The following is a 14,607-nucleotide window of genomic DNA, read 5'->3' on the forward strand; positions in this document are numbered from 1 at the left end:
GCCAGCATCACACTGATCAACAGTTCGCCGCTGCTCGCAACTCCCGGTCGGCCGTCGGCGGCCCGGAGGGTTCCGTTACGGTCCACCCGCCTGAGCACCCGTCGAAGCGCGGTGCGTGCCGCTGGCGGGGCTGGTCCGAGCCGCCACCTCAGCGCTACCTTCCGCGGGCTGTATTGGTGCATGCGGTCGAGGAAGGCCGAGTCAGCCCCTGTAGCCCGCCCCATAGAGCGAGAAATGCGCTGCGGGACGCCATCGGGACGATCGGCTGACACAGGCCAGGTACACGGGGACGGGCACCGTGGTCGTTCGAGGGTGCGCTGGGATGATCGTCGGCTCGGTCCCCGATGTGGCATAGGACCTCGGGGTCGACACTGACGCGATGGACATTGGGAATCGCCGAGATCGCCTCCTCGAGGGAGTGTTTGGATCATCTGACAGTCCCTTACGTTGATGTACGGAGCATTGGCGAGCTGCTTTGTCAGCAGCATTCAGCGGGGACAGGTCGCTTACTGGTTGGTGGGTTGTTGGCCGGCCAGGCGTTGGAGGATATCGGCGTTGATTCGGCGAGCGTCACGAAGCCAGGGTTCATGCGCTGCGGGAAGCCGTTGGGCCAGGATTTCCAGGATGTTGATCGCTTCTTGGATGGCGTTGAAAGCTGGAAGAATTCCTGCCGCCGTACCTGCTGACACGCGCGCGAAGGACACCAAACTGTAGGCCAGGCCGGGCAGGTGGCTATCGGGGCTGGTGTCGGCCAGTTGCCGCCAAATCGCGACCGATTCCTGCGCGGGGTCGAGGGCATCGACGTGGCGACCCAGCACACCGAGGCGGGTTCCGAGGTTATTCAGCGAATGGGCGAGGTTGGGCAGGTGGGTGTCGGGGTTGGCGTCGGCCAGCCCCCGCCAGATCGCGACCGATTCCTGGATCGCGGCGAGGGCGTCGATGTTGTGACCCAGCACAGCGCGGCGGACTCCGAGGGTGTTCAGTGAGTTGGCGAGGTTGGGCAGGTGGGTGTCGGGGTTGGCGTCGGCCAGTCCCCGCCGGATCGCGACCGATTCCTGCACGGAGTCGAGGGCTTCGTGGTAGCGACCCAGCTCACCGAGGCTGATCGCGAGGTTGCTCAGTGAACTGGCGAGGTCGGGTAGATGGGTGTCGGGGTTGGCGTCGGCCAGCCTCCGCCGGATCGCGACCGATTCCTGCACGGAGTCGAGGGCTTCGTGGTGGCGCCCCAGCTCATCGAGGAGGATTGCCAGGTTGCCCAGTGAGCGGGCGAGGTCGGGTCGATGGGTGTCGGGGTTGGCATCGACGAGTCGCCACCAGATCGCGACCGATTCCTGCACGGAGTCGAGGGCTTCGTGGTGGCGACCGAGCCCGCCGAGGCGGTTTCCGAGGTTGTCCAGTGAGCTGGCCAGTTCGCGTAGATGGGTGTCGGGGTTGGCGTCGGCGAGTCGCCGCCAGATCGCAACGGATTCCTGCACGTGTTCGAGGGCTTGGTGGAGGCGACCGAGCTCACCGAGGCTGATCGCGAGGGTGTTCAGTGAGCTGGCGAGGTCGGGTAGATGGGTGTCGGGGTTGGTCTCGGCCAGCCTCCGCCGGATCGCGACCGATTCCTGGATGGTGGCGAGGGCTTCGTGGTAGCGACCCAGCTCACCGAGGCTGATCGCGAGGTTGCTCAGCGAACGGGCCAGGTCGGGTAGATGGGTGTCGGGGTTGGTCTCGGCCAGCCCCCGCCAGATCGCGACCGATTCCTGCACGGAGTCGAGGGCTTCGTGGTGGCGACCCAGCTCACCGAGGCGGTTTCCGAGGTTGCTCAGCGATCCAGCGAGTTCGGTCAGGTGCGTGTCAGGGGCTGTCTCGGCGAGGCGCCGCTGGATAGCAGTCACGGTCTGGGTATGGGTGAGGCCGTCATGGTGGCGGCCGAGCCTGGCTGAGAGTAGTCCCAGTTGATGGCAGGCGGCGGCGTAAAAGGGCAGGTATTGGCTGGGGTCGGTGTCGGCGAGGGCACGATACAGGTCGGTGGCGTGTTCAGCGGCGGTCACGGCGGGGGTGTAGCGGTGGCTGTCGGCGAGCCGTCGGGCGTGTCGAAGGTAGAGGTGGGCGAGTTCGGCGGGGTCGTTGGTTGCGGCGATGCGATGCGGGATGAGTGCGGTGTCGATGGCCGTGGCTGCGGCGGTGGGGTCCAGGCCGGGGTGGTCGGTGAGGTGTTGATGGATGCTGGTGAGGATCGGGGCGGGGATCTCGGGCAGATCGGCCAGCCGAATCAGTGTCGGCCCGCCGGCGTCGATGGCGAGGGTTGGGTCGGCGTGCAGGCTCGGATACAGCAATGCCGCGGCCAGGTGAGGCCACCGCGCGGAGGCTTCGACCACGCGCACGATCGCCGCACTCACCCAGCTCGGTGTCACGTCCTGGCGGGTACGGCGCAGGAGTCGGCCGGTGGCCTCGAACGTCCACGGGTCCGGCGGGAGCGGGCCCATCTCGGCGGGGTTTCCCGGGGTTGTCAAGGCGAGGAAGTCCTCGGCGAGCCGGTCGGGCTGCAACGGATGCAGCACCGTGCTGGTGGCCCCGGACGGTGCCGGGTAGCAGCGGCTGTGGTCATCGATGATCCGACTCGCCGCGGCATCGTCAGCGGCCAACCCGACCGAAACGAGCAGACCGCGGGCGTCGGCGTAGGGCATGCCGCCGGTCAAACTCGCGAGAAGCACCACCCGCCGCATCGTTTCGGGGGCGGTGGTGATGGTCCGGGCGTCGAGACGGTCGCTCCAATCGGTGTATTCGCGGTCGAGCAGATAGGCCGCCACTGCCGCCGGTTCATGGCCCGGGGCGACGTTGCGGATACGCGAATGGATAGCGGCCAGTGCCGCCATGTGGATCGACAGCACCGAATCCAACCCCAACTGGTGCAGGTTGACCCCGACCCGGTACTGGTTGGGTGCGCGGTCGCGGATGTCGAGAGCCCGGGAGAACCCGGTCACCGCGGTGTCGAAAACCTGATCGCGGTCGAACCGCTGACCCAATGGCGCCAACGCCGCCACACTGGCCGGTACCCGGTTCTCGCTCAAGTGTGTCGACAGTGTCGACCACCACCCGCCACTCGAACGCGCCAGCAGCAGCACCCGCACCTGCACCGAATCCCTTGTACTGATGCGGCGCAGGTTGAGGATCAGGGTGTCCAGGTCGCCGACCGGCCAGCGGTGCGCGTCGTCGACCACCAAAACGATCGCGTTGCGATCTCGTAGTCCGATCACTCCCGAGTCATCGGCGTGGCCTAGGGTGTGCACGACTCGCCACGCCACCCAGCCTGCCGCAGTGGCGTTCTCGCAGAACTGTTTGGCCAGCCGCGACTTACCTTCCCCACCGGCGCCGTGGATCAACCGCACCCCGATCGGGACATCGCTGGCCAGCCACCGATCCAACGCGGTCAGTTCGTCCTCGCGACCCAAGAACCGCACCACCCCGGCATCCGGGCGTAACAACAGCGACGGCTGTGCTCTGGCCTGCTCGACCGCCAGCCCTACCGGCCGAGGCCACGGCTCACACCAGTACCGGTAACCTACTGCGGCCGTGGTGGTTTCGGTGATTGTCACATCACCAGCGACCTCGCGAATCGAGATCACGCTGCCGCCCACCGCGCTACCACGAACCGTTTGCCCCCCGCCGCGGCGACGCCACCAACCCAGCCTCACTTGGTCACTCGTCGATCTCGACCGATCCGGCACGACTGACCCGATCCACCGACCCACCAACACTGCTGTCGGTAACCGACTGATCAGCCTGAACTCCCGGCAGGCCACTTGCCGAGGGTGATGGTGGAGGTGGTGTTCCGGCAGGGCTACCGCGGCGGATCTTCACATCACCAGCCACATCCGTGATCGCCGACACCCCGCCGCCGATCGAGGAGCCGGTCACCGACTGTACCGGCCGACCGGCATCACCACGGCGAGCGAGCACCAGCCCATAGACCGAAACCCCCAGCGCCGCAACACCAACGAACAAACCCGCCACACTGGCCAGCTTGTCACCCTCATCCAACCCTAACGACACAAACAACCACACCCCCACCCCAACGCCCACTGCACCCACCACGACCAGAACCAGCCCCCACAGTCTGCTCAGCACCCACCCAGTATTAACCACCACATCCACTTAAACCTGCGAATCATCCGCCCGCGACGCCAGCACCCTCGGCTACCGCGTCATCATGCTCGCCGACGCCAACGCCGCCCACTGCGACCAAGACCACAACGCCACCCTGCACACCATCTACCGCTCCTTCGGCGACGTCCGCCCAACCTCCGAGGTGATCGACATGATCGCAACGGCCACAGAGTGATTCGCTTCGATAATCGTGCGCGGGCCGCTCCGGTTTCCGCGGCGGCCTCGACCGCCGACGAGCTCCACCGCAGACTCGCGACCGCCGATGGACCTGACACGGTGATTCCGACGGGCCGTCAGAATCGAGTCGCCGGGCGGCACTGATTCGTGCTCGGCGGAAGTCTTCCACCGCAGGTTCCCGACTCGACCCATCTCACCAAAATCTCACACTTTCGATGGGAAATTTTCGGATCCGATGGGTGTTCTTCAGCTCGCGGGTTTCGGCGAAATCCGTTGTGATCAGGCAGGATAAGGATCGATTGAGACCGCCTGAGGAGACTAGAACCTGCGACCAGCCTGACCGAGGGCTCGATCAGGATCGCTGGGGTGGTCGACCCTGTCCAGCAAACATTCCGTGCGGCTCGCTCGTGCAATTCCCGTGTCAGCGGGGCGCGAGGGATCGCTCGTGCACGCGTCCGTCTCAGTTGTGCCGTTGCCGCGTGTCAGTAGGCGAGCGACCTTCTACTCGCGCACGCAGCGGCGTCACCAATGACGGAACTGTGTGCCGCGAGCGGCTTCGCTGTCGCATCTGGGCCACGTCTGACTGCCCGAACCAGCGGGGAGGGTGTGCGAGGAGGTGATCGAGCACGTATTTGCATCAAATTTGATGCAAATACGTGCTCGAGTAATGCGCGAGAGGGGAATCGATCACGGAGCCGCAACAATATTGGTGCAGATGTGTGCACGAGTAGCTTCTATTGTGCGTAGCTGGAGCGTAGCACAGAGGCTGTGATCATGTGGCGATAGTTGTATTCTGTTGATCTGCAATACTTTTCAGTATTTCAATGTGAGTAGCTGAGTGGTAGAGGCTGGCATCGGGTTTCTGTAGGGTGGTTCGGCCGCGGGGTTGTCTGAGTCAAATGTGTTGTGGCCGGGGTGGAGTCGTTGGTCGGGGGCTGCTCTGGGTGGTGCCGGTCGGGTGTTGGTGGGGACCGGCACCGTAGTTGTCAGAGCGTGATCGGGGGTTCAGTGGTGAGTAGTGGGTGGGGTTCTTGGGTGAGTGCGGATAGTGCTGCGGCGATTTCGTGGAGGTTGGCTTTGACGTAGGTGGCGGTGGTGCCGTGGGTTTTTCGGGTGTGGTGGCCTGCGTAGGTGCGGGCGGTGGCGTAGCCGAAGGTGCGTTCGACCCAGGTGAGGGTGGTGTGGCGTAGCCAGTGGGTGCTGATGTGTTGGGTGGCGACGAAGGGGAGGTGTTTTCCGATGCGGGTCCAGAGGTGGTCGTATCGGCGGGTCGTGATGGGTTTGCCGTTGCGGTAGCGCAGCAGCTGTCCGTGGGGCGGGCTGTGGCGTTGTTCGGCGTGGTGGAGTAGGTGGCGCATGAGGGTGGGAGATGGGTTGCCACCGGTCGATGCCTTCTTTTTCGCGTAGCAGGATCAGGCAGTGGTGTGGGTCGAGGTCGCTGGGGCGTAGGCGGAGGGCGCCGTTGCGGCGGCAGGCCGTTTCGATGTGTAGCCGCAGTATTAGGGCGTCGAGTTCGCGGTCGTTGCCGGTGAGGGAGGCGACTTGGCAGATCTCGGCGAGGAATGGGGAGGAGATCGCCTGTCGGTGTGATGGCGGTCGGGTGGGTATGGCTAGGTGGCGGGCGGGGTTTCGGGTGGGGTGGATCCAGTTGTTGTCTTCGGCGTAGCGGTAGAGGCAGCGCACGGTGCTGATGAAGTGTTCGCGTGCGCTGGCACCGTTGCCGCTGCCGCGGCTGGCCGCTTGTGCTGCTCGGGCTTTTTCGTCGAGGTCGGCTTTGGTTACTGTGTCCAATTGGCGGTTGTGCCAGGTGTTTTCGAGGTGGTTGAGGTGGGTGTTATAGGTGCGCAGGGTGCCTGGGGTGAGGGTGTCCCGTAGTTTCGGGATCACCTGACCGAAGGTGGGTACCGCTAGGGTGTCGGTGAGTAGATCGGTGGCTGTGATGCCGATCTGTGACAACAGGATTCGTGTGGCGTCGATGGCTGTTGGATTCGCGGCGGTGCGAATGGTCGGTGTCATCGGCTACGACTCCAGCGCATGTGGGTGGCCGAAGTATGGGTGGAGTGCTGGTGGTGGGTAGATCGTGAGTTGCTGATGTTGTGGGTGGGCGACGAGCAGGACTTTGTCGCCGATGTCGAGGTTGGCTTGGCGTCGTTGCCGGAAGGGAACCCGGAAGTATCCCTGTGTGACATGTGTGGTGCCGTAGTCGGTTCGGTGGGCGAGCAGGATTGCGTCGTAGGCGCAGCGGATCCCGAGTCGGGTGTCGGTTGGCCAGTGGAGTGCGTCGAGGACTGCTCGGTCGTGGATGCGTCCGGCGGTGCCGATGGTGCACATGCTGTAGACGATGTCGGGATCTACGGGTGCGGCGACTGGTCGTGCCGTGGTGCGGATGGCTTGGATCAGTTCGTGCAGTGGAGTCTGTGGTGGGATGACCGGTGCGATCAGCACGACACCGACCACCCTCCAGCAGTACCCGGTGTTTGGGTCGGGAGTACTCGACTTGTGGGTGGGCCAAGGGTTTACCTCCGCGTCGGGGGGACACTCGACCGCACGGCCCAGGTGCGATCAGCCGCACCGTCGGGTGCGTGAACGATTTCGGGAGGTATTCGAACACGTTGGCCCGCTAGGGTGCTGCAGCGTTGGCGTGTGTCCGCCGCTGACGCAGGGGCGCGCCGGACGTGCGGGTGCATCCCGTAGCGTTCGCTTTCTGAGAGTGTCGGTAGGCATCGTTATCGTGCAGCGCATGCGCGACATCCGATCTGATCATCAGGCGGTTCGTCTGATTACCTCTGCTGCCCTCCGCGCAGCAGTGGCTTGGTCTCAGCGTGAGACCCGCACGGAGGCATGGCGAGAGCTGTCACGGATGACAGGTGTTGTCATACAGGTCTTCGGTCCGTCAGATACATCGTTCACCCCGACGATGTTGATCGAGACGCTGCACCAACCGCTTTCGTCGCTGGTCGGCCTTGGCAGAAGTATTGGGTGAGTTCGGCCACAATTGACGGCGCTCACTAAAATTCGGCGAGCGTGGTCAGGGGCCCCTCGGTGAGTGGACTGCCTCAACTTGGGTAGAGGCTGCAGCACCGGAGCCGCAACATCTCGTTCGATGCTCGGGCTGTGCGCAGCTGCCGAGCTGGTCTCTCCCGCGATCAACCAAGAAACTTCACACATCCCGATGACTTGTAATATTTTCTGCCATTTCTTTACATGACAATGGTTGTGTGCGATGGTTCACGTCATGGTCAATTGGAGCCCCGAGGTCCCATACAACGAACTTCCGCCCCCACCCACGGCGGACGAACTGGAGACGAAAGCCGTGCTCAAGGCGGCGATCGGTGCGAACGCGGCACTGGCTCAGCTTGACCAAGCTGTTGTTTCGATCCCGAACCCCACAGTGCTGATCAACACGATCCCCTTGTTGGAAGCACAGGCAAGTTCCGAGATCGAGAACATCGTGACGACGACCGACGCGCTGTTCCGGCATCTGGAGGATGACGCGGGTGCGGACCCGGCAACGCGGGAGACATTGCGCTACCGAACTGCTTTGCGGGTCGGATTCGAGACGACTCTCGATCGTGGCCTCACCGCTACCACGGCCGTGGCGGTGTGCAGCATGATCAAGGACCGAGAGATGAAGGTCCGTGCGATGCCGGGAACACGGATCGGTAACACGGCTACGGGAACTATCGCCTACAGTCCGCCAGAAGGCCAAGATCTGATCATCGAGAAGCTCAGCGAGTGGGAGCGGTTCGTCCACGCTGATGATGGGATGGACGCCCTTGTCCGTATGGCGGTGGCGCATTACCAATTCGAGGCGATCCACCCATTCAGCGACGGCAATGGCAGGACGGGCCGAATCCTCAACGTGCTCATGCTGGTAGAGGCGGGGCTGCTGCGGCTGCCCGTGCTGTACCTGTCGCGATACATCATCGACACCAAACAGGACTACTACCGGCTCCTGCGCAGTGTCACCGCAGAGGGCGCCTGGGAAGAGTGGATTCTGTACATCCTGACTGGAATCGAGCGGACGTCGCGCTCGACTCTGCGGAAGATCGAAGACATTCGCTCGCTCCAGCATGATTTCAACAAGCGGGCCCGTGAAGCCTCGAAGGGCGGTTCCAACTCGGAGTTGCAGTTGATCCTGTTCGAGCAGCCTTACTGCCGGATCAAGACCGTGGTCGAGCGCTGCAAAGTTTCACGACCGACCGCGACCGCTTGGCTTCAGGATCTTGTGACGGCAGGCCTGCTTCAGGACCTGAAGATCGGTCGCGACCGGTTGTTCATCAACCGCGAGTTCCTGAAACTGCTGGTCAGGACCGAGCCCACGGGCTAAAGGCATATGGAAAGAAACTTCGCACATGAGCCAGACATGTGAAGTTTCGGCCCAATACTTTGTGTACACCTCAAGTTGTAGTTCGTGCATGGTCAGCTGCCATAGATGTCCGGAGCGGCATCGACGTGCGTCAGCCATTGGGAGTGAGGCCGGGCGCAAGGTAGCGCCGAAGCGGACAATAGATCTCGCCGACGCACCGTGTTGTCGCGACCCGCGCTGTTTGGTTTGGTCTGGGCGGTGCGACAGGCGCATCGTGGTCCGTTAGCGCACGTACGTTCCGCCGAGAACGATCGGTCGGGTGAACCTGCGGCATATGGGCCACCCATCCACGGCTCGCTGTGACCCTCGCACCACCGAACAGGACGCGACCCGTAAGCCAGCCGCTACGGCGCGTGCAGGCCGCGTTGTCCTGGGCCACGGCGCCCACGTCGCGGCGGACCTCCGCGGGATACCGCTTGGGCATGATGGACATCCTTCCGGCGAGGTCCATGTCCTCACAGGTCAGGAGTTAACCAAAGCCGGGGCAGTCCCCGCCACGCAAACCTTGACGAAGTTGCGCAAGTGGTCGGCGGTCGCGTCGGCACCGGTGCGAGCGCGACCACTGCGGCTACTTCTTCCCATGGGCCGAGTGGGGCACGCCGAGCATCGCGGCTTCGAGGCGGGGTTGGTGAACAGTCGGGCGACTGCGCTGCATGCGAGAGCCTTCCGGAGGCCAGGCCAAGCCGAGTTGATGGAGTTGCGACTGTCATCACCGAGTTGGGTGTCGCCGTCGACGTCGAGGACCGTACCTGTGATGTAGGCCGAAAAGGGTGTCGCCTTTTGGATTGTGGTACGGGCGATTTCGAAACGGGGCGATCGCTGGCTCGCCGACGAATAGAGCCCCCGGTGATCGTGCATCACACCGTGTGCGGCCATGCCACACAGGTCAAGGTGGTCTGCGAGCACTGCGACCAGCCCGTGCCGATGGAGGATCCCGCCTGCGCATGGGCCCCGGCTACCCCGGACAGCTGCGCGAACGCCCCGACGTCGTACAGCGCTTCGCAAGGCAAGAGCCGAGGTAGCCGACCGCCGCGACCCCGATTCGGGCAGACCGGCAGGCAATCAGGGATCGGCAGCCGTTCCCCACGCCGTGATCGCCCGCGAGGTGACGAGGATTGTCGGCCGAGACTCAGTTCGATCGCGATTCACTCGGCGCCTGCATGGCATCGAGGGTTTCGATGACTTCCCGACACCAGTCGACCCAGACCCGTTCCGTCCCGAGGCCGGCCTTCAGGACGAGGTGCCTCATCGCGTCGGCGTCGTCGCCGACCACCGAGAAATCACGTGCCTCGATCTCCCGGTAGGTCGCATACGTCCTTTCGTGCACCTCTAGGTGGTGCGCGACAACCTCGCGGACACTCTCGAAGTCTCCGGTGGCGGCTGCGGCTCGCAACCTGATCAGCAATGTCTCTCGCTGCTGCGGCGGCTCGTCGACCTCGCCCACCCAACGGCGAAGCGCGGCGGTGCCCGCCGACGTGATCGAGAAGCGCTTTGGCTGACCACGCCCCGGCGCCTGCGGCTGCGCGACCTCGGCGACCAAGCCGCCACCGTTGAGTCGATCCAATTCGCGATAGATCTGCTGGTGGGTGGCCGACCAGAAGTATCCGAACGCCCGGTCGAAGCGCCGAGCGAGCTCGATGCCGGTCGAGGGCCGTTCGGTCAGCGCGGTGAGGATCGCGAACTGCAGTGCCACGGGCCCATGGTAGAGAGCGCCGAACGAGTTGATCGTGCGTGTATCTGCGGCCGGAGGTTGCGGCAGAGGCTGGATGCCTCCGCGCAGCGGAACGATCGCTGGAACTCGTGGCTGCGTAGCGTGATGGGCAACACAGGTTTATGCAACTTATTGCATTAACGGCGGTGGCGTCGATAGCTTCGTCGTAGCGCAGCGCTATGCGGCCCTAACCGCCGCGAGACAACCCTTCCGAACTTTTCGAAGGAACTCCCATCATGGCTTTACCCGCCGCTCTGTCCGGTCGCCTGACACTGCCCGTAGTGGCCTCACCGATGTTCATCTGCTCCGGACCCGAGCTGGTGATCGCCCAGTGTCAGGCCGGGGTCATCGGATCCTTTCCGGCGCTCAATGCCCGCCCAGCCGCACTGCTGGCGGACTGGCTCGATCGCATCACCGAGGAGAACGCCTCGTACGCGGCGGCGAACCCCGACGCAACCGTCGCGCCGTTCGCCGTCAACCAGATCGTCCACCGGAGCAACGACCGTCTCGAACACGACATGGACGTGATCGTGCAGCACCGAGTGCCCATCGTGATCACCTCCTTGGGTGCGCGCCCGGAGATCAACGACGCCGTCCACTCCTACGGCGGGATCGTGCTGCACGACGTGATCAGCAACGAGTTCGCTCGAAAGGCAATCGAAAAGGGCGCCGACGGCATCATCGCCGTGGCCGCCGGCGCCGGCGGCCACGCCGGCACACAGTCGCCGTTCGCGCTCATTCAGGAAATCCGCGAGTGGTTCGATGGGCCCGTGCTGTTGTCCGGCGCCATCGCCCACGGGCGTTCCATCCTCGCCGCCCAAGCCGCGGGCGCCGACCTCGCCTATGTCGGTTCGGCATTTCTCTCGACCGTCGAAGCCGCGGCGGCTGCGGACTACAAGCAGATGATCGTCGACTCCAGCGCCAAGGACATCGTCTACAGCAACCTGTTCACCGGCGTCCACGGCAACTACCTGCGCGGTAGCATTGTCGCCGCCGGCCTCGACCCGGACAACCTCCCCCACTCCGACCCCTCCGTCATGAACTTCGGCTCCGGCGGCAATACGAGCGCCAAAGCTTGGAAAGACATCTGGGGCGCCGGGCAGGGAATCGGCGCGATCAAGCAAAACCTCACCGTCGCGGACTTGGTGGCCCGTCTCAAAGCCCAATACGACGAGGCGCTCGAGGACCTCGCCCGCAAGGCCATGCGGGCCGACGCCGTCGCGCAGCCGGCCTGACCCTCGAGACTCCCCGGCCAAAGAAATACAAAATTCCGGAGCCCACCGGCCGCTGAGCCGAATACCCGCTTTCCCGGCAACGCGATCGCTGCGCCGGGAAAGCGGGTATTCGGCGGTAAACCGGGTCTTCCTGTCGCGGAAAGGGTTCCGGCACGCCGACGAGCAGCACGCGGTGACCGTCAGCCCGCCGCGGCGATCGGGTAGGTATCGACCTGCCGACGATTTAGGCGCGGAACGATTCCGTCGATGCCCAGGGTTCGGAAGTGCTCGTATTGCGGTGGGCGGCGAAGCCCTCGGCGTCGGTGTAACGCCTCGAGGTTCACCAGATCGAGCACGCTGAGCTGGGCCAGGAAGTAGGCGCCGCAGTTGGTGCTGAAGCCAGGCCGCGTCGCGTCGCAGGAGGAGTTGCGCGACTTCATTGGCGGCCTTTTGGCGCCCTACAAGTAGTCGCGCCGTGTTTGGGTAGTGGAGGATCTCCTGAAAGGGCCCGCCGGAAAGCTCGTTCGCCGCGAGGTGGGTCCATGGTGATGGACCGCTAGGCTGTGGCGCATCTGGCGGTCCATCGTCTTTTTCCGTGTCTACCTCGAATTGATTCCGCATCTACGCCCCTCTGATTCCGTGTCGGTTTATGCCGATCAGCTCAACTGGCGTGGCCTATCGGTTGCCTCGGTTTCGGTCCGTCGGCTGCTTCAAATGGGTTGTGGCATGGGCGGAATCACGGTCAGCGGCGCTCGATAAGGCTGTCGGCCAACTGATCCGTTGTTGCCCGAGTGTGCTGCTGGTGTTGGCCAGGAACTCGGTCATCTTGTCGAGCATCGTCTGCGAGCCGGGCGGCCCGGATCGCTTCCGACTGTCGAGCCATCGCATACCGTTTTCGAATCGCGGTTGTGCTGGCGGCTGGAGCATATTTCGGTTACGATGTAACCGGAAAGTTAAGGTTTTGGGTTCTTGTGGCACGTCAGCGCGTTCGGCCCGCGCTTTCGGGTTGACGGCCCGCAAAATTTGGAGGCTAAGTGAGTCGCACAATGTTGAGCGGCGCTCGAGTTATCACGATGGCTTCAGGGCGTCCCGACGCCGAACGCGCCGACATCCTCATCGATGGTGATCGGATCCTCGCCGTCGGCGAAGGCCTCGACGACATCGACGCCGACGTCGTCGACTTTGCCGACCGGATCATCGTTCCGGGGTTCGTCAACGCTCATATCCACACCTGGCAAACCGGCCTGCGCGGCGTCGCCGCCGACTGGAGCCTGCTCGAATACCTGACCCGAGCCCATGGAGATTTCGCCCGCCACTACAGCCCGGCGGATATCCATATCGGCACCCTGGCGGGCGCGTTGAACCAAATCGGCAGCGGTGTAACCACAGTGGGCGACTGGTGCCACAACTGTCGGACGCCCGAGCATGCTGATGCCGCCATCGAGGCGCTACTCCAAGCCGGTATCCGTGCGGTCTTTTTGCACGGCACTTCCCACGGTGGGGCAGGTAAGCCGCACAATGTGGGCGAAGTGGACCGTTTGTTGGATGGGCCCAGCGCCAGCAGCAGTTTGCTCACGGTGGGGATGGCCATCAAAGGGCCCCAGTTATCGCCCCCCGAAGTCGCATTATCAGATCTGCGGGCTGGCGCGGAGCGCGGTGTGCTCGTTTCGATGCACCAAAGCGCCGGTCGTCCCGGGCCGGGCTGGCGGCTTGCCAGTGCCGCCGGGTTGTGGGGGCCCCGCATTAATGTCGTGCACGGCACCGGGATTACCGGCGATCTGCTGAAAACGCTTGTCGATGCCGGTGTGAGCTTCACATCGACGCCGGAAAACGAACTTGCGCAGGGGCACTGCACCACCATCATCGAAGAGTTGCGGGCCCTCGACTGCGCCACGTCACTGGGTACCGACACCGAAGCCGCGGTCGCCGGGGACATCCTCACCTCCGCACGCATCGCCCTGGCCCGCCAACGTGCCCTCGCCCACGACGATGCCCACCGCGGCACGGGACTCGGTACCCCCGACATCCATGTGACCAGCAAGCACGCCTTGGAGTGGATAACGACGGAGGGTGCCCGCGCGCTCGGATTGGACGACCAGATCGGTCGCATCCAGCCGGGTATGCAAGCCGACCTGGTTGTCGTCGACGCCCGAGCGTTGAATCTCAGGCCGGCCCACAACCCCATCGCTGCTGTCCTGCAGGCCAACACCGCCAACATCGAGGCAGTCATGGTCGCGGGCCAATGGCGCAAACGCGACCACGCCCTGACCGACCCCAGTATTCCCGCTATCGCCAGTCAGCTAGAGCAGTCCGGCGAACGACTCGTACGCGCCGCCCAGTCCAGCGGCGTCCTTGCGCAAACGCGACGTCACATCGTTCGCCGCGTCGTGCACCGAGCCCTCCGCGAACAAACACGGCACAACTAAGTCGCGCCTGCGAGGCCACAGCAGCTCGAACGATCGGACTCGTGCATCGGTTTCCATCATGCCCGAGTGCGTCGAGATTCCGGTCGCTCACTGTCGCCACGATTGCGGTCACGAGGTGGATCGCTGCTGGGCGCAACCTCTCCCGTTTATCACCACGATCCATAGCTCGGCAATCGTGATGCCGACCGCTGAGCCGGTTTGCCGAATTCGGTCGAGGACAACGTCGACTAACGCTGCTCGTGAGGTCTCGAAGCGGCTGCGCAATACGTGCGGGCTTCGGCGAGTAGGTGACGCCTGGCGACTACCCGGTATCGAACATCTGGTGCGGTCATTTCGGCGATGAGGCTGACCGCTAGCTCTGCCAGGGTTGGAGCTGGGGCCTCTGTCGGCCGTATATAGCGCGTGGCGAGGGCCATGTCCTGGGCGAACAGCTCCTCGGTGGCCATTTCGAGCGCCTCATGGCCGCTCGGACCGCCGCGCCGCAGTTGGTGTCACCGATGCCTATGCTGGGCCGCCGACGCTGGTCGAACGGATTCCCGATTTCTCGGTGCTGGCAGC

Annotated in this window: 10 protein-coding genes and 1 pseudogene; 4 read left to right on the plus strand and 7 right to left on the minus strand. The window is 64.1% G+C overall.

Features of this window, described 5'->3' with window-relative positions; genetic code table 11:
- Positions 1-506: 506 nt before the first annotated feature.
- Complete coding sequence (locus NA5_RS34370; protein WP_157110799.1) at positions 507-3,581, minus strand: tetratricopeptide repeat protein; 3,075 nt, start codon at positions 3,579-3,581, stop codon at positions 507-509.
- Between the two features lie 103 nt (positions 3,582-3,684).
- Entirely contained in the window at positions 3,685-4,113 is a 429-nt protein-coding gene (locus NA5_RS34375) for a hypothetical protein (protein ID WP_218020223.1), read from the minus strand.
- A gap of 82 nt (positions 4,114-4,195) precedes the next feature.
- Between NA5_RS34375 and NA5_RS39860 the strand changes: the two genes are divergently transcribed.
- Positions 4,196-4,327: a hypothetical protein gene (locus NA5_RS39860; RefSeq protein ID WP_245672547.1), complete on the plus strand. Its 132-nt coding sequence runs from the start codon at positions 4,196-4,198 to the stop codon at positions 4,325-4,327.
- Positions 4,328-5,315: 988 nt separating this feature from the next.
- Here NA5_RS39860 and NA5_RS42625 read toward each other — a convergent pair.
- The 3 genes and pseudogenes from NA5_RS42625 to NA5_RS34385 form a co-directional block, all read right to left on the minus strand.
- On the minus strand, positions 5,316-5,687 hold the full coding sequence (locus NA5_RS42625) for a site-specific integrase (RefSeq protein ID WP_245672549.1): 372 nt from the start codon (positions 5,685-5,687) through the stop codon (positions 5,316-5,318).
- Positions 5,688-6,042: 355 nt separating this feature from the next.
- Positions 6,043-6,345, minus strand: a pseudogene (locus NA5_RS43380) (hypothetical protein); the annotation flags it as partial.
- A gap of 3 nt (positions 6,346-6,348) precedes the next feature.
- Positions 6,349-6,774 (minus strand): hypothetical protein, encoded by a 426-nt coding sequence (locus NA5_RS34385; RefSeq protein WP_157110800.1) that lies wholly within the window; start codon positions 6,772-6,774, stop codon positions 6,349-6,351.
- 790 nt (positions 6,775-7,564) lie between these two features.
- Here NA5_RS34385 and NA5_RS34390 point away from each other — a divergent pair.
- Complete coding sequence (locus NA5_RS34390) at positions 7,565-8,659, plus strand: Fic family protein (RefSeq protein WP_157110801.1); 1,095 nt, start codon at positions 7,565-7,567, stop codon at positions 8,657-8,659.
- 1,168 nt (positions 8,660-9,827) lie between these two features.
- Here NA5_RS34390 and NA5_RS34395 read toward each other — a convergent pair.
- A complete protein-coding gene (locus tag NA5_RS34395; RefSeq protein ID WP_062993207.1) occupies positions 9,828-10,391 on the minus strand; it encodes a PadR family transcriptional regulator in 564 nt (187 codons plus the stop codon).
- A gap of 254 nt (positions 10,392-10,645) precedes the next feature.
- On the opposite strand from NA5_RS34395, the gene NA5_RS34400 reads away from it, so the two are divergent.
- A complete protein-coding gene (locus tag NA5_RS34400; protein WP_062993208.1) occupies positions 10,646-11,644 on the plus strand; it encodes an NAD(P)H-dependent flavin oxidoreductase in 999 nt (332 codons plus the stop codon).
- Between the two features lie 179 nt (positions 11,645-11,823).
- On the opposite strand, the gene NA5_RS34405 is transcribed toward NA5_RS34400, so the two are convergent.
- The gene (locus NA5_RS34405) at positions 11,824-12,063 is read right to left on the minus strand and encodes a hypothetical protein (protein ID WP_062993209.1); all 240 of its coding nucleotides are present in this window, start codon (positions 12,061-12,063) and stop codon (positions 11,824-11,826) included.
- A gap of 606 nt (positions 12,064-12,669) precedes the next feature.
- Here NA5_RS34405 and NA5_RS34415 point away from each other — a divergent pair.
- On the plus strand, positions 12,670-14,049 hold the full coding sequence (locus NA5_RS34415) for an amidohydrolase family protein (RefSeq protein ID WP_063813767.1): 1,380 nt from the start codon (positions 12,670-12,672) through the stop codon (positions 14,047-14,049).
- Positions 14,050-14,607 lie beyond the last annotated feature (558 nt).

It is taken from the genome of Nocardia anaemiae NBRC 100462 (assembly GCF_001612725.1).
GTDB classification, from domain to species: domain Bacteria; phylum Actinomycetota; class Actinomycetes; order Mycobacteriales; family Mycobacteriaceae; genus Nocardia; species Nocardia anaemiae.